This is a genomic window from Siminovitchia sediminis (assembly GCF_042680885.1).
Taxonomy (GTDB): domain Bacteria; phylum Bacillota; class Bacilli; order Bacillales; family Bacillaceae_C; genus Siminovitchia; species Siminovitchia sediminis.
In genome coordinates this window covers 121,591-137,945 of the sequence record NZ_JBHUEO010000013.1, presented here as the reverse complement: position 1 = coordinate 137,945, position 16,355 = coordinate 121,591, and the positions used below count along the sequence as shown (strand labels likewise).

The window sequence follows — 16,355 nt, the reverse complement described above, 5'->3', positions numbered from 1 at the left end:
AATGTTGGTGTGGTAACTTACATTTTACTAGAAAGGGCGATTTTTTTGTATGCCTTTTTTTGAAGTAAACGAAATAGGGCTGTCACAGAAAATCAGTTTTTACTGACTTTCTGGACAGCCCCGTTTTGTATAATTTGACCTGCGTCTTTTGCATCTTCACAACTGGCTCTACTTACGTAGAATGGTGGTAAATAATATTTCCCACAATTTGGAAAGGAGCCATCATGACAAAGAGAGTACTATTTGTTTTATTAGTTGCTGGATTAGCATTCTCCAATATGGGTATTTCAGTCCTGGGGGCTGAAATACATTCTAAAGATACGACACAATTAGAGCCGGAGAACAATATCCAAACGGAGGACAAGGGAGAAATTTCTCAAGAAGAAACTCCTGCACATGAAGAAAAAACAGATGAAGGGCAACCTGCACATATCGAAGAGCAATCCACAGGAACAGTCGAAAAAAATCAATCAGAATACCGAAAAAACGAAGAGACTAACAACGAAACGCAAGATCCCATCAATCAAGATGAATCCACTCAATATTTAAAGGATGAACTAGCTCCTGCCGACAAACAAGAGAAAACGACCCTTAAACCACCTGTAGAGGTTCAAACATTACAAGCTGATGATTCTATTAAGTATTATGAGAATTTAAATGGAGAAGTCCATCGAGCAGAAATATTTGAAAATGACAAGATTACTAAAGTCATAGAGTTTTATCCTGAAACTAAAGAAAAAAACATCAAAAAAAATGTAAGGTATGTGTTTCATATCAATCCTGCAGATGGCAGTTTGACAAAAGCTGAAAAATTAAATCAAAATGACCAAAAAGTTATACGACATTATAGATACTTCCCAAATACCAAGTATGGAAACCATGGAAAGTATATCAACTATATCTTTTACATAAACTCCGACGGCCACTTGACTCATGCAATAAAAAGGAAGGCCGGGTCTACACAAGTTACGGCGAGATACAATTATTTTTCTAATACAAAGTACGGGGAGCATGGCAACAAAATTCAATATATCTTTAACTTTAACCAATCAGGTTTCTTAACTAAAGCTACAAAAAGGGAATGGGGAAGCAAGAAGATCCTAGCAAGGTATACTTATTATCCAAATACGAAATATGGGGCTCATGGAAATGATATTAAAAATATCTTTTACCTCAACAAATCGGGCTACTTAACCAAGGCTGTGAAAAGAGAAAGAGGGTCTAAGCGGATACTTACGTGGTATGAATATTATCCAAATACCAAATATGGTTCCCATGGAAGGAATATCAAATTAATATTTGACCTTAACCATTTAGGCTATTTAACAAAAGCATCAAAAAGAGAAAAGGGTTCAAAAAGACAGCTTGCCAGATATGAATATTATCCAAATACAAAGTATGGATCACACGGAAACTATATCCGCTATATATACACCCTCAATCGAAACGGGTACTTATCAAAAGCTAAACAAAGAGAGAAAGGATCTAAGAGGATTATCAATCATTATGAATATTATCCAGGCACCAAGTATGGGGCACACGGAAAAAATATTAAATATAAATTTTATCTCACTACTTCAGGATACCTGTCAAAAGCGATAAAAAAAGAAAAAGGATCAGCAAAACTGCTCGCCAATTATAGATATGCTCCCAATACTGTCTATGGAAAGCATGGTTCTAGAATCACGAGCATCATTTTAAACGTACCAGCAGTCGGGCAGCTGCCTGAATTGCCGACAGGCTGTGAAATCACAGCTGTAACTATGATGCTGCAATACAAGGGGGTCAAAGACATTAATAAGGTGAAATTGGCGATGGAAATGCCTTATCACAGTTGGAACCCAAATTACGGTTATGTTGGAAACCCTTACTTAAAAAGCGGATGGACGATTTATCCGCCAGCACTCACTGGCCTTGTCAAAAAATACGCGGGAAGTGCACAAAACCTTACAGGTACCTCCTATAAAAATTTAGAGGCCCAATTGAGGAAAAACAAACCTGTCGTCGTCTGGGGTTCTCCTATTCATGGGTTCACTGTACACGCCCTGGTTCTTACAGGCTTTGATGGGAGCAACTATTATTACAATGACCCCTGGACAGCCAAGAAAAATGTAAAGATTTCCAAGAGCCAATTCAATAAACTTTGGACTGCCCAAAACAAGAGAGCAATTACCTATTAAAATATGCAAAAACTGCCCTCAAAGATTAAGGGCCCATCGTTAGCAGGCCGACAACCTTAATATTTTCATAGGCCGGCCGTCTGCTGAACACTTTGAAGGCTTTAAAATATAAATAGAAAAAGGCTGCCCAGAAAAACGTCATGAATCGATGACCTTTTCTGTTGCAGCCCTTATAGGCATCTCATACTCTAGCCAATAAAGCCTCTCCCTGCCTTTCCATGGCTTCTTCCTTATACTTTTCCTTCTCTTCTTTAGACATTTTTTTGAACTCATTTACAAACTGTTCATATTTGGGCAGAACCTCTTTAACCGACCCAAAATCCTTCACCATGCCATACTCCAGCCAAAGGATTTTATCACAAAATCGCTTCATTTGCCCCAGTGAGTGGCTGACGAAAATCATTGTTTTTCCTTGAGCTTTAAATTCTTTCATCTTTTCCAAGCTTTTTTCTGCAAAGGCCTTGTCCCCTACCGATAAGGCCTCGTCAATAATCAAAACATCCGGGTCCATATTGACTGAAATGGCAAAGCCTAATCGTGATTTCATCCCGCTGGAATACGATTTTACCGGCTGATCAATAAACTTGCCAAGCTCTGAGAATTCAATGATTTGAGGCTCAAGTTCCTTGATTTGCTGTTTTGAAAACCCAAGCATTAGGAGTTTCAGTTCAATATTATCTCTTCCTGTCAAATCAGCCTTTAACCCGGCTGAAACAGCGATCAGAGCTACTTGGCCGTTGACCTCAACTGAACCAGACGTCTCCGGAACGATCCCTGCAACAATGTTCGAAAGGGTAGATTTTCCCGATCCGTTTGTTCCCACGAAGCCAATGACATCTCCTTTTTCAGCCTCAAAACTGACTCCTGCCAACGCATAAAAATCCTCGCCATAGCTTTTAGGCATCAGGAGATCCAGAATCCGCTCTTTATTGTCGCTGTAGAGTTTATATTTTTTAACAACATTTTTTACGATGATGGCTTTTTCCATTATCATCCCATCCAATTATAAGTAATCAATAAAATGTCTTCTGAACTTCACATGAATTTTTGATCCAAGCAGGAACAAGACCAGGACAAGTCCCCAGAAATAAAGGGAATACTGCCAGTGTTCTATAAAATACCATTCCGTTCCAAATAACGCAGCACGATATCCTTCAATTACGTAATATAAAGGGTTTAATTTCATAATAGTTGGCAGGGGGTCATCCAGAATCGTAAGCTGCCAAAGAATCGGAGATAAATATAACAGCATTCTCAAAGTCGCATTTAAAAACATGTGAACATCCCTGATAATGGTTGACAATGTTGATGTTATCAAAGAAATGGCAAACACCAGACAGAACGTGGCAAAAATAAAATAAAAGATTTGCAGAAAATAGACGCTCACATAATAACCCGAAAGTTGAAAAATAATAAAAGTGATCCCCAATAAAATTAAATGAATGTAAAATTGAGAGAAGATGACAATGTTAGGGATGACACTCATTGGAAAGTTCATTTTTGACAGCATCCGCAGTCTTGAATAAATCGACTTCGACCCTTGAATCGTAGATTGATAGAAAAACATCCATAATATAAAACCGCCCAGCAGCCAATGGATGAACGGCACTTCAAAGCCGGGCACAACTTCAATATCTGCCCGCTGGCGAATACTTCCAAATACAAACCAATAAATGAGTATTTGAATCAGGGGATTAATGATCTCCCATGCCATTCCCAAATAATTATTCTTATTTTTGCTTTTTAGCTCATATAATGAGAGCCTTCTTATTAAATAAAAGTGCTCTATTTGTTCTTTTATCACCAATATCGCTGATTTCATTTAATAATTCCTTTCATGATGCCTGTTATGCTCACATCCTTTTAAATTATACAAGTAGGCTAAAGAAAACACAATAAGAGGCAGTTGTTCCCATTTCTGAAACAACTGCCCTATTTACTTTCAATCAAATACTTCCCAGACTACCCTTTCGCTCGCTTGCCCATCCTCGAGGTAACAGAAACGATGATAAAATTCTTCAATGGTTTCCGTAGGAACAAATCCATGTTTATCAATCTTTTTGACTTCCTCGATAATCCCTTCTGTTGTTTTTACTAACGGTCCGGGCGCTTTCTTTTCGAAATCAAAGTAAAAGCCCCTCAGATGATCGCGATATAGTTCAATGTCGTAAACAAAGAAAATCATGGGTCTTTTTAAATTCGCATAATCGAAAAAGACGGAAGAATAATCGGTAATTAACAAATCTGCAATTAAATACAATTCTCTTATATCTTCGTGTGCCGAAAGATCAAAAACAAAACCTTCATACTCTGTCAAATCAAGGTTCTCAGCCACAAGATAATGAAGCCTTAAGACGATAATATAATCTTTACCAAGTTGTCCCTTTAGCTGACCCAAATCCATTTCCAGTTCAAATTTATATTTTCCTTTGGAATAAAATTGGTTGTCTCGCCATGTAGGTGCATACAAAATGACCTTTTTATCCAGCGGCAGTCCACATCTCCTCTTAATTTCAGACACGGTTTCCGGGTCATTACAATTTATCAAGAAGTCATTTCGGGGATAACCAGATTCGATCATCTTTTTATGGAAACCAAATGCACGTTTAAAAATGGCGGTGGAATACGCATTGGGAGAGACCAAATAGTCCCATTTTCCGGCTTCAAACAGAAAGTTTTTCTTGTATTTCTCCGTATTGGTTCCAGGCATATGGACCTCATCAATGTCTGCGCCGAGCCTTTTAAGCGGCGTGCCATGCCATGTCTGGACGTACACCGTACCACTTGGCTTTGGCAGCCATAAGGGCAGCCTGGCATTTGTTACCCAATACTTAGCCCGTGCCATAATTAATATCCATTGAAGAGACAGCCTTTTGACATACTGGACACCTTCCAATTTTTCAAATACGTGGGTATGCCGCCTGTCAGCCATCCAAACCATTTCATATGGCATCCCTTTATCTTTCATATATTCATAGATCGCTCGCGGGCTGTCGCTAAATTGCTTTCCATGAAAGCTTTCAAAGACTACTAAGTTCTTTTTCTTCGGCAGCTTTCCAAATATTAAAAAGGCTAGTCTATATGCATTTTGAACAAGCTTCCCCCTGCGGAGGCGGATTAATTTTTGTTTTATACGTTGCATCATCTTTATCATTACTCCCTGTATAACCCATCTTTCAAATTATATCGAGGTGCAAATGGGATTTCAATGAGACATTAAAAAAAAGTAGAGGCTGCTTTTCTGCAGCTTCCACTCCAATTAAAAATAGTCGATGACTCCCAGCAGTATTCCTTCTGCAGCACGATCTCTATAATAGGATTTCTTTAGCTTGGCTGCATCTACCGGATGATCCAAAAACCCTACTTCTACAAGTGCACTTGGGATTTTAGTTTCGCGAATGACATGGAAATTACCTTCTGCTACTCGTCGGTAGCGTAGATCTAATTTAGAAACGAGACTGTCTTGCAAGGAATGGGCTAACCGAATACTATTTTGCTTTTGATATTTTCCATACCAAAAAGTTTCTACGCCCTGCGCCGTACCGTTAAATGCATTACCATGAATGCTGATGAAAATATCGGCTCCAGAGCTGTTAGCAATCTGTGATCTTGCTGGAAGTGAGATATATGAATCTGTTTTTCGGGTCATAACAACAGACGCGCCCGCATTTCTTAGTAACTTCTCAGCTCTTAAAGCAATATCCAAATTTAACTTTTTTTCAATAAGGCCTGATGCTCGAGCACCAGAATCGTAGCCGCCGTGGCCGGGATCCAGAACGATTTTCTTGCCGGCAAGACTCGTTACATCACTTTTATGAATATAACCTGTATATTTTTTCCCATTTACATAAACTGTAGCTTCGTACCAATCACTAGTAAAAGTACGATAGATCAAGCCATGCCCGAATTTATAGCTTTTTAAAATTTTTGACCCTCTAGAAGCCTTTGAATAGACATGAGTTGAGCTTTTCATGGCAGCGCCTTTGATGGTTTTATGCTTTTTACCTGCATTTTCTACATGGTTCTTATGAATATATCCAGTTCTTGGTTTCCCGCTGACATAAACTGTTGCTTCAAACCATTCTTTCGTAAAGTTACGGTAACTAAGCACATGCCCCTGGCTATAGCTTTTCAGAGTCGAAGAGCTGGTAGAAGCTTTCGAATACACACGTGTAGGACTTTTAATAGCGATTCCCTTTAAACGGCTGGAAGATGTGTCAGCTGTATCCACGTGACTTACATGTAAATAACCGGTCTGGGCTTTCCCATTAATATAAACTGTTGCTATATGCCAGTTCGAATTTAAAGCTTTATACTTCAGAATGTGCCCCTTAGGGTAAGTCTTCAACTTTTTGGAGGTTGTTGATTGACTGCTGTATACAGCGGTCGGACTCTGCTTGGCAACCCCTCTTAAGGTTGGACCATTCGGAGATGGATGCTCGGCAGAAGGCTTCTTGCTCATTACGTCACCGGAATAAATATATCCACTTAGGCGTTTTCCTTTTACATAAACAGTTGCTTTGTGCCACATAATAGAGAAAGCTTGATATTTCAGCGGGCTCCCCACATTGTAGCTCTTTAAAACAGCTGAATCTCTGGAAGGGCCCTGATAAACATGTACCGGCTGTACTGCCGCATAACCTTGTAGGGATTTACCATCTACAAGCAGATCTACATCACTTTTATGTATGATTCCATCCTGTCTTTCTCCATTAACATACACAATCGCAGCATATAAATTATCATTATTAGGATGCGTATGGAACTTTAGAATGTGCCCTTGCTTATATGACTTTAACACTTTGGAATGATTGTCGAAATCATACACGTTTGTCCTATTCTTTAATGCTATGCCTTGAAAACTTTCAGGTGCTTGAGCTGCAGAAAAAGTTGCAAAAGAACGGATTTGGGGCGATGGCTCGGTTATTTCCTTTGATACATCTGCGTGTTCCTCTAGCTCTGCTTCATCAACTGTTCCAGCTTTTTCGAATTGGGAAACTTCTTCAGTAGCTTCCTTTGAAGTTTGATTTGATTGGGAATTCTCATCTGGAAATTCTTGTTCAAGTTCAGCTTCCTCATCAACTTTAGGGCCTTTCTCTGTTACGTCTGTTTCAATTGCTTCTTCTTCAGTTTGCTGATTTGAGGACTTTTCATTCAGCGGAACATCCTCTTGTATGCTGTCGTCAGGCATTTCATTAAGCTGTCGGCTATTTCTTACTTCCTCCGCTTCTTCCTCTGGAATCAGATTGTCGGATGGAGCATATCCCTGTATTTCCTCAGGATCTGTTTCTTTTTCCTCCTTATAAAGGATAAGTGAATAGTCTTTTCCTTTTTCCTCTTTAAGCAGCAACACTGGACTATCGTCATCAATTTCACCAACGACCTTGCTCCCATTTACATCTTCAAATACCTTTACCGTTTCTCCCGGCTGTTTAGCAAACAATATATATCTTTGCTCTCCGTTTTCCAACTTATCCTGTTGGACATTGGCTGTTGTTTGCACCGGGAATAATTGAAACACCAAGGCAATCAGCATTAGAACTATGCCAAATTTTATTGACCTCTTCATACTATCCCCTTTCTAGTTGTCTTAGCCATGTCGTAGTACGATCCTTTTACTAATATCGGATGAGATCACCTCGCATTTTAGGGTTTTTATTAGTAAAAGCCTTCTAATCCATAAGGATAGATAGCTAATACACAAATTTACTACTCTTGTAAAGTGTCAATATAAAACTTGAGTGACCGGCCATGTGATATATCCTCCGCTATTTTGTGGTAGCTTTCAGTTTCCCTTATTGCCGGGAAAATCTGTTCCATTTGTGATTTTATCATAGAATTTTTTACATTTTATACAAAATGAACCATAAATTTAGTTTTTTATCTAAAAAAACCGTCAGCTTAAGCTGGCTTAGCTTAGCCTGACGGTTACATAGACTAATTAATGTTTTATTTTCCTGTTTAAATTCCTCTTAGCCTTCAATCCATTACATATGGTTTGATAGATCCGTTCACAATTTTTGCGATCATGGTATTTAATAACTCCGGAAATATCCACTTCATAATTTTTCATATTATGCTGTAATCGGTCTTTGATGAGTTCTATCATTTCTTCCTCCGTGTGAGCAATACCACCTATAAAGGTTTCATCAACCGGCCTCAGAATTCCTCTCCGGAAAAAACGCTTTACATCAAAATGATAATGGATCACTGGCTTTTCCATTTTAATAAAGTCAAAGCTTACGGTACTATAGTCGGTAATTAGTAAAGCATGCTCAATCAAAAGGTCTTGAACTTTTCTCGATCCGAATGGAATGAAATGAACTCGGCCACTATGAACTTTAACGTTTCGCTGGAAGAAATCTTGTGCTCGGTAATGTGGATAAAAATTTAAATTCACATCATACTGTTCCAATAGCTGCTGCAGTACTTCATTGTTAATTAAATTTAAGTAAGTCGAGTAATACTCACTTTCCAAAAATTGCTGATCCGTATTAATCCAATCACGCCAAGTGGGCATTAGCAGAATATTCTTTGGTTCTTCGGCTTGTATGAGCCTGTCGAACCTAGCCAAACCAGTTACCGCCACTTCATCAGCGTCATAACCCATTTTATCCATCACGATATCATATTTTTCAGCATCACTGCTGACAATGAAGGTATCAAAAGGAACATCATAAAACTTTTTGTGATATTCAACATTTTTTCTTCCCAGTACGCCATGCTGTAAAAATACTTTATACGCATGTTCATAATTAAAAAAGCCTTTTGCTGTTTTGTAGGGTAATATATTTTCCAAATCATGTGTCCCTAACAAAACCCCTGCTTTAAATGCGATCTCGTAATGTTTTGGAGACCCAAAGGTAAGAACATGCGGATCATCTTTTATCTTTTCATAATCTTGTGCATCTTTCTCGATTACATAATATGCATCGATCGTTGTGTTTTCCCTAAGCCACTGATATAAAACAATCCCATTATCTTGGGCTGTATCGTACCTTTCTCCAATTAACCAAATATTGTCGTTTTTAACTTCTGTGTTATCAGGAATGTCCACTTCATTAGGAATTGTAAATGTTTCTAACTTCAGGTTATTGAAAGGTGTTGTTGTTACCAGAAAATGATGTGCATCTTGAAATTGGTCCTTCACTTCGAAATGGTCATAATAGTTATCTTTTTTATAATCAGCATATTTATACTTGATTTTTTCCTTGCGGATGCTCTCATCTTCCTGATTGATAACCTCTACGTACAGATCAATAATTGTTTTATCTTTACTTTTAAGTTCTACGAGATTTAAGGATTTCAAATCTATTGTGAATTCCTGTTCTATTGGAACTTTTATACTTTCCATACTTTCTCGTTCTTCAAATACAAGGTATGCCCGGCAATCAAAGAATGCCTTCATCGATCCCAAATAACCACTAATGGTGAAATCGGAGATATCTGTAATCTCCTTTTTCAAAATAGGTCTTAACGTTTTTAGTCCTAAAGAGCGATCTTTACGTATATAAAAGGAAAAGATCACAACCTGTGACTGAATGGCCTCTTCAAAGTTAATACCAGTCCCAGAAAGTTCTGTTTGGTTTAATAGGAATTGGTATTTCTTCGGTTCGCTTCCGCCTTCCTCAACAAAGAATCTCTTCCTGGAGTAATTCTTCCATAAGACATCTATAGGAAATAAGCATTCCAATCCGTTCTTCGTCTTCTTCAATTGATAATAATATTCTTCGTGAGTAGTAGTATCCTCCACGATTAAATGAAAACCGTCACGATCCATGTTCGTCTCTGTTAAAAATTGTATTTGGCCATCGGTCTCTCTTTTGATTAATACCGCTGAATTCAGAAAATAATGGGGCCGAAGTTCAAGAGATAAATAACCATTGTTTGAAACAGTAATTATTTCGTGATTATATGTAGAAAATAAAGTGTGATCCCCTTCTTTTAGCTGTAATGGGTACATATATTTTTCCGAGTAGAGAAACAGTCTCCAAGATCCATTTGATAGAGCGGTGAAATCTTTTAATATTACGGATTGATCCTCTTCGCTATAGTCCTTTTCAAGTACATGTTCCTTTCCATTTTTCAATGCGACAATATCAAAGTCTTGTTCAGGGATGTCATTCATTTCTAATCTAAGGCTGTTATACCCTGATGTGAAATTTCGACATTCTATTTTCTTTTCTGAAAAGGTATATTGCTTAAAGTGATGATTTAAAACAATATTTTTATTTACTTTGAGGCTTAGATATTTTCCTTGTATAAAAAAGTCACTATTCTTTTCTTCAAAGTCGTTTGCTTCTGTCACCCACATTCCTTGTCCATTGATAAATACCTTCAAAATACCCTTTTGTTCTATTTTTCCCGCAAGCTCAATGGGAAGCATTACAGCCAATTGGTTATTTTGGAGATGAAAAGGGATTCTATGCTGCTCTTCACGTGTATCAAATATCACGTCCACCTTCTTCTTCAGCGATCTAAAGTTCTGAAGGTGAATTTTAAGCTCGATTTGGTCATTAACAAGAGAACTATGATAAAGGATTACTTTTTTCACTAAGCGTTTCTTAATTTCTTTTAAAAGCTTCATTATTCATTCTCCTACCAAAATAGAATAAAATCCTCCAACACATAACAAGTTTAGTAGATTTGATTTCCCAAATCAACAAGCTACGTGATTTGACTCTGCCTCTCCCTCTAAAAAAACGGAATTTTTACCCATTATAGGAATTAAAGTCACATTGAATATCTAGATATTTTTCCTTATGATTTGTCTGGTGCATTTACAAAGGTGGTGCGGTAATGATAAAAGAATGGAACATGTTGCGCGTTGCAGCTTGTTTAACTATTGTTCTCCTTCACAGCATGACTCAAACATCCAGGGTTTTAGGCCAACCTCAAACTGAATTTTATCATTTTGGCCGCATCCTTATGTGTTTTGCAACTCCAACGTTTATAGTATTATCCATCATCATATTGGCAAATCGCTACAATGATAAATTACCCAAGAACTTCTGGGAATCGAGGATCAAATATATTTATCTTCCTTTTATTTCTTTTGGAATCATTGATGCCTTAGTAGGGAATTACTTGAAACCAAACCTGCTGCTGGATCAGAAGATACTAGACAATGTCTTAACCGGCAAATTTATTGGATGGTTTATATTGGTTATTTTCCAGTTCTATCTACTCCATTTCCTGGTCGTTCGCTTTAAAATATCTGTGCGTAAGTTATTCCCTTTTAGTGTTTTGATAATGGGGATTTACCTTTACTTAATTAATCATGACATCATCACTTTAGGAAAATATTCTTATGCTCTTAAACTACCATTCATTGCATGGTTTGGATACTTCACATCTGCCTTCTTAGTAGGGAAGCATTATAAAACCATTGCACCAAAATTATACAAATACCGCTGGCTTACACTTGTTTTATTAGCAGCTTCTATTGGGCTTGTCTATCTTTCATACCGGCTCGGTAACACAGCGGTCGACTCTAGAAGATTCGATTTATATCCATTAGTCATATCAATGAGTGCAGTTATTTTGGCCTGGGGGCAGTCGCTTCCAAATCTTAAAATTGTTAATCTGGTCAGTAATTATTCCTTTGGAATATATTTGTTGCATTGGCAATTTCAACGACTAATTGCTCCGCATTTGCCGATTTTTTCATCGAATTATACCTATAATGTCATATTACTATTTCTTACTTCGTTAGTATGTTCCATGCTAACAATCAAAATAATATCATTTATACCTTTTGGCTCCTTCATTATAGGTAAAACGAAAAAATTGAAAAAGTCTAAGATGAAGCCTCAACAAGTCAATGTTGCTTGACGGCATTCTTTTCTATCCTAGAAAAGGATGTTTTTTTTATGTAAAGAAAATGTAAAGCAGAAAAAAATGTCAAAACCTGAAAGAAATATAGTATTATACAATAGTAGTTTCACATTTTTTCCATTTACTCTACTTTTTTCCCCTCTAGGAGGTATTTAATATTTTCATGTTAAACAAAATTAATAGTCTGCCCGTAAAGCAACAACGGAAGATTACACGACTAACTGTAATACTGATTTTAATTTCTTTTCTTATAATATCCCTTGTTGCGTTTAATGTTCCGGATGCAAAAGGGGCATCTTATGTTGAAGGAGTTGCGCTCAAAAGCCCTACAAATGTGTATGAAAAAGAGTCACGGAACTCTAAAGTCTTAAAGTCATATAAAACCGGCACTATTTTAAAGTATACTCCATCCGGTACAGAATGGCATTCTGCTACCGTCTATATTAATGGAAAAGCTACATCTGGCTATATCTATTCTGGAGATGTAGAGACTTCGACTATCAGTTCGGACGTTCTCAAAGGGATTGCCCTTAAAAGCCCTACAAATGTATATCAATCAGCTTCTACAAGCTCAAAGTCATTAAAGAGTTATTCTCGAGGCCATATTCTTTTATACCGGATTTTCACAAAAGATTGGTATATTGCATCAGTCTATGTCAACGGAAAGAAAAGAACAGGATATATTAGTAAGGCGGATGTCGAAACAGCCTTTAACCAGCAAGAGCCATTAAAAGGTGTTGCTTCAAAGAGCCCAACATCCGTTTATAAAAAGGGAACCATTGGATCAGCTTGGAAATCATATCCTGCAGGCTCTATACTCCAATACAAGACATTTTCACCTAATTGGTATGAAGCAAACGTTTATGTTAAAGGAAAAAAGAGGACAGGGTATATTCATCGATCCCACGTGGAAAATATTGTAAGTAAGCAAGAAAGCATATCTGGAATCGGCTTAAAAAGCCCTACTGTTGTATACTCCCGTGCTTCAACTGATTCAACATCCTTAAAGACATATCCTGCCGGAAGAAAGTTAATCTATAAAACTTTCACAAGCAAATGGTATGAGGCCACCGTATATGTGAACGGGCGGGCAAGAACTGGCTATATACATGTCGATCACGTAGAGAAACTATTAAACTCTTCCTCAGAAATTGATGGAAGGACACTAGCCGGTACAAACATTTATAACCTTGCTTCAAAAAGCGCTAAAGTTGTAACGAGTATATCAAAAGGCCAGCCTGTTAAAGTGAGACCATATACTGAAAAATGGTTTCAAACCACAAACGGCTTCATCCCTGCTAGTGATGTTACAACAAAAGATGTGATAAAGACGACAGCCTATAATTATACATTTTCATCTTTAGTTGACAAACAAATGAACGTCTCCCCAAAAAGTGACGGTGCCGGAAAGATCGGAGCTACAAGAGAACAGGTAGAGTACTATGCGAACCCTTCCAATTTCCCTAACGGAACAAGCGGATTCTATCAGTTTTTGGACTTGAGATCTTCAGCCGGGTTAACTGCTACGGAAATCAACAAAAAGATACTTGCTGGAAAAGGGATTCTTGAGGGTCAAGGGCAAGCATTCGTAGATGCAAGCGCAATAGCTGGACTCAATGAAGTGTATTTGCTTGCACATACTCTTCACGAAACAGGAAATGGAAAGTCTGTACTCGCTAATGGGATACCGGTAGATAAAAATGGGAAGGTAACAAAAGATAGTAAGGGGAACATTGCCAATACTGCTGCTACAATAGGCAAAGTTTATAATATGTATGGATACGGCGCCAAGGATAGCTGCCCTATTGATTGCGGTGCACAATATGCCTTTGATAAAGGGTGGTTTTCTCCAGCGGATGCCATCAAGGGTGGAGCGACAGAAGTTGGAAAGAACTATATAAACGCGGGTCAGGACACACTCTATAAAATGCGTTGGAACCCGGCAAAAACAGGCTCTCACCAATATGCAACTCATGTAAAATGGGCGGAAATCCAAGCCAATAAAATGGCCGATTTTTATGAAAAGCTAGATCACTTTGTTTTAGAGTTTGAAGTACCAAAATTCCTAAATCAACCAGGGAAAACTTCCAGGCCTGCTGACCCAACTTCAAATAAGGGAACTAGCGGCGGTACATCGGCATCCATTACTAATTATCCGCAAAAAGTTGTAGGCAAAAGTACTGCAAATGTCAATCTCAGAGAAGAACCAAGTACTTCAAAACCAACCATTGTTACGGTCCCTAAGGACAGCCATATGGAAATATTGGGAAGCAATGGAACATGGTTTAAAGTAAAGGTTGCTTCCAAAGAAGGGTGGATCCACGGGAATTATGTAAAAGTCCTAAATCTGCTCGAAACGAAGACTAACTTAAATATTCGCCCTGAACCCAGTACTTCAAAAGCAATGATTGGGTCGGCCGGTTCAGGAACGCATCTAGCTGCAGTTTTAGATAAAGACAGTAAAATGGTACGCAAAAATGAGTGGTACCAAATTTATTATAAAACAGGAACAGCCTGGGTCAGCGGTGGACCTGGGGGTACTGAGTATATTATAGTTAAATAAATCAACCATCCTACGCATATGATCGCGTAGGGTGGTTTTTCTTTCCTCGCATTTTTTGGTAGGTATTTATCACGGAATCTTGTATAATTTACGTTATAAGCTGTTTTCCGTAATTAATAAAACGGAGGTTTTAACTTTGAAAAAAGTGATTACGTATGGGACATTCGATCTGCTTCATACGGGACATATTAATATACTCCGCCGTGCAAAAGAATATGGTGACTACTTAATTGTTGCTGTTTCATCAGATGAGTTCAATGCTTTAAAAGGCAAAAAAGCCTATTATACATTTGAGCAGCGCAAAGCAATTCTTGAAGCGGTTCGATATGTGGATGAGGTTATTCCGGAACATAATTGGGAACAAAAAGTGGAAGATATTCAAAAACATCATGTTGATGTCTTTGTGATGGGCGACGACTGGAAAGGAAAGTTTGATTTCCTAAAGGAATATTGTGAAGTTGTTTATTTACCCCGCACGGTTGGAATTTCCACCACACAAATTAAAAAGGATTTAAATCAAGCCAACAATGGTTAGAGAAATTGCGATACAAGGATATCTGTTTGTTTTCCGCTGTTTCTTCAGCCTGTTCAGCATATGTCCCCAGAAGAAGAAGACAACGTTTGTTGCTTCTTTTGGGGACAATGTTTTGTTTACGATGAAAGCGCTGGAGGAACAGACAGATGACCAGGTTGTTGTACTGAAGACTGCTTCCTGCCGGGTAAATTTTAGGGATGCCAAGGACCGAATGGTGTTGACCTTTGAACTAAGGCATGTACTAGACTGGATTCGCTCAATTTATCACTTGGCGACATCCCGTCATATTTTTATTGATAATTATTTTGGGTTTTTGGCTGCGGTTCGGTTCAAACCGAATGTAAAATGTATTCAGCTCTGGCATGCTGCCGGGGCGATTAAGCAATTTGGCCTGAAGGACCCTTCCAATCAATACCGGTCTCCTCAAGCAAACGAGCGGTTTAGGCGCGTATACAGCCAATTCGATCATGTCGTAGTTGGTGGAGAAAAAATGGCGGAGATTTTCCGCGAGAGTTTTGGCATTACGGACAGCCAGATTCTTCGAACGGGGATTCCGCGTACAGATTTCTTTTATAACGAAGAGGCCATGAGGAATGCAGCCAATGCTTTGCAGTCGAAATATCCGATCATCCAACGAAAAAAAGTGATATTGTATGCACCGACTTACCGTGAGAATGAATTCAATGTATCTTCCCTGCCGCTGGACATCGATGAGATGTATCAGGCGCTTCAAGATGAGTACGTTTTATTATTACGGCTGCACCCTGCCGTTCACTTTGATTTTTCCAATACATATCCTGATTTTGTTTTTGATGTATCCCAACACGCTGATGTTAACGAGCTGCTTGTGGTGACCGATTTGTTGATATCGGATTATTCCTCCATCCCCTTTGAGTTTTCTCTGTTGGAGCGGCCGATGGTCTTTTTTGCATATGATTTGCAGGATTATGCCCGATCCCGAGGCTTTTGGGAGCCGTATGAGCAGCTTGTTCCCGGGCCCATTGTCCAAACAACTGAGGAACTGATCCAAACAATCCAACGAGCAGAATTTGATTTTCACCAAATTGTAAATTTTTCAATGGATTGGAATGCCTATTCGACAGGAAACGCCAGTGATCGCTTGATTCAAGCCATGTATCGTGAGCAGAAAAGTTCAGCGATACCAGAAAGAGGGCAAAATTCCTAATGAAAGGTATGTACGGCTAGGCAAATTGATAGTATTATAGAGTGTAGCCTACTT

General features: G+C 38.3%; 9 protein-coding genes and 1 pseudogene. 5 read left to right on the top strand and 5 right to left on the bottom strand.

Going from position 1 to position 16,355, the window contains the following annotated elements:
* The first annotated feature begins 224 nt into the window (after positions 1–224).
* Positions 225–2,180 (top strand): C39 family peptidase, encoded by a 1,956-nt coding sequence (locus ACFSCZ_RS07005; RefSeq protein WP_380773106.1) that lies wholly within the window; start codon positions 225–227, stop codon positions 2,178–2,180.
* A gap of 181 nt (positions 2,181–2,361) precedes the next feature.
* On the opposite strand, the gene tagH is transcribed toward ACFSCZ_RS07005, so the two are convergent.
* The 5 genes and pseudogenes from tagH to ACFSCZ_RS06980 all read right to left on the bottom strand — a co-directional run bounded on the left by tagH (position 2,362) and on the right by ACFSCZ_RS06980 (position 10,767).
* Positions 2,362–3,168, bottom strand: a complete 807-nt coding sequence (tagH, locus tag ACFSCZ_RS07000; protein ID WP_380773105.1) for a teichoic acids export ABC transporter ATP-binding subunit TagH — start codon at positions 3,166–3,168, stop codon at positions 2,362–2,364.
* 15 nt (positions 3,169–3,183) lie between these two features.
* Entirely contained in the window at positions 3,184–4,002 is an 819-nt protein-coding gene (locus ACFSCZ_RS06995) for an ABC transporter permease (protein ID WP_380773104.1), read from the bottom strand.
* Between the two features lie 120 nt (positions 4,003–4,122).
* Positions 4,123–5,355 (bottom strand): annotated as a pseudogene (locus ACFSCZ_RS06990) (CDP-glycerol glycerophosphotransferase family protein); the annotation flags it as partial.
* An 84-nt stretch (positions 5,356–5,439) separates the two neighbouring features.
* Entirely contained in the window at positions 5,440–7,623 is a 2,184-nt protein-coding gene (locus ACFSCZ_RS06985; protein ID WP_380773103.1) for an N-acetylmuramoyl-L-alanine amidase, read from the bottom strand.
* Positions 7,624–8,121: 498 nt separating this feature from the next.
* Positions 8,122–10,767, bottom strand: coding sequence for a CDP-glycerol glycerophosphotransferase family protein (locus tag ACFSCZ_RS06980; protein ID WP_380773102.1), 2,646 nt, complete (start codon positions 10,765–10,767; stop codon positions 8,122–8,124).
* Between the two features lie 212 nt (positions 10,768–10,979).
* On the opposite strand from ACFSCZ_RS06980, the gene ACFSCZ_RS06975 reads away from it, so the two are divergent.
* The 4 genes from ACFSCZ_RS06975 (at position 10,980) to ACFSCZ_RS06960 (ending at position 16,301) form a co-directional block, all read left to right on the top strand.
* Entirely contained in the window at positions 10,980–12,014 is a 1,035-nt protein-coding gene (locus tag ACFSCZ_RS06975) for an acyltransferase family protein (protein ID WP_380773101.1), read from the top strand.
* A 166-nt stretch (positions 12,015–12,180) separates the two neighbouring features.
* The gene (locus ACFSCZ_RS06970; RefSeq protein ID WP_380773100.1) at positions 12,181–14,580 is read left to right on the top strand and encodes an SH3 domain-containing protein; all 2,400 of its coding nucleotides are present in this window, start codon (positions 12,181–12,183) and stop codon (positions 14,578–14,580) included.
* Positions 14,581–14,716: 136 nt separating this feature from the next.
* Complete coding sequence (tagD, locus tag ACFSCZ_RS06965; RefSeq protein WP_380773099.1) at positions 14,717–15,115, top strand: glycerol-3-phosphate cytidylyltransferase; 399 nt, start codon at positions 14,717–14,719, stop codon at positions 15,113–15,115.
* Entirely contained in the window at positions 15,108–16,301 is a 1,194-nt protein-coding gene (locus ACFSCZ_RS06960; protein ID WP_380773098.1) for a CDP-glycerol glycerophosphotransferase family protein, read from the top strand. Before tagD ends, ACFSCZ_RS06960 begins: the two co-directional genes overlap by 8 nt.
* Positions 16,302–16,355: the final 54 nt, after the last annotated feature.

Coding starts and splice junctions, on each gene's coding strand:
- ACFSCZ_RS07005 (WP_380773106.1), top strand. CDS start 225: ATGACAAAGAGAGTACTATTTGTTTTATTAGTTGCTGGATTAGCATTC.
- ACFSCZ_RS06995 (WP_380773104.1), bottom strand. CDS start 4,002: ATGAAATCAGCGATATTGGTGATAAAAGAACAAATAGAGCACTTTTAT.
- ACFSCZ_RS06960 (WP_380773098.1), top strand. CDS start 15,108: ATGGTTAGAGAAATTGCGATACAAGGATATCTGTTTGTTTTCCGCTGT.
- tagH (WP_380773105.1), bottom strand. CDS start 3,168: ATGGAAAAAGCCATCATCGTAAAAAATGTTGTTAAAAAATATAAACTC.
- ACFSCZ_RS06975 (WP_380773101.1), top strand. CDS start 10,980: ATGATAAAAGAATGGAACATGTTGCGCGTTGCAGCTTGTTTAACTATT.
- ACFSCZ_RS06980 (WP_380773102.1), bottom strand. CDS start 10,767: ATGAAGCTTTTAAAAGAAATTAAGAAACGCTTAGTGAAAAAAGTAATC.
- ACFSCZ_RS06970 (WP_380773100.1), top strand. CDS start 12,181: ATGTTAAACAAAATTAATAGTCTGCCCGTAAAGCAACAACGGAAGATT.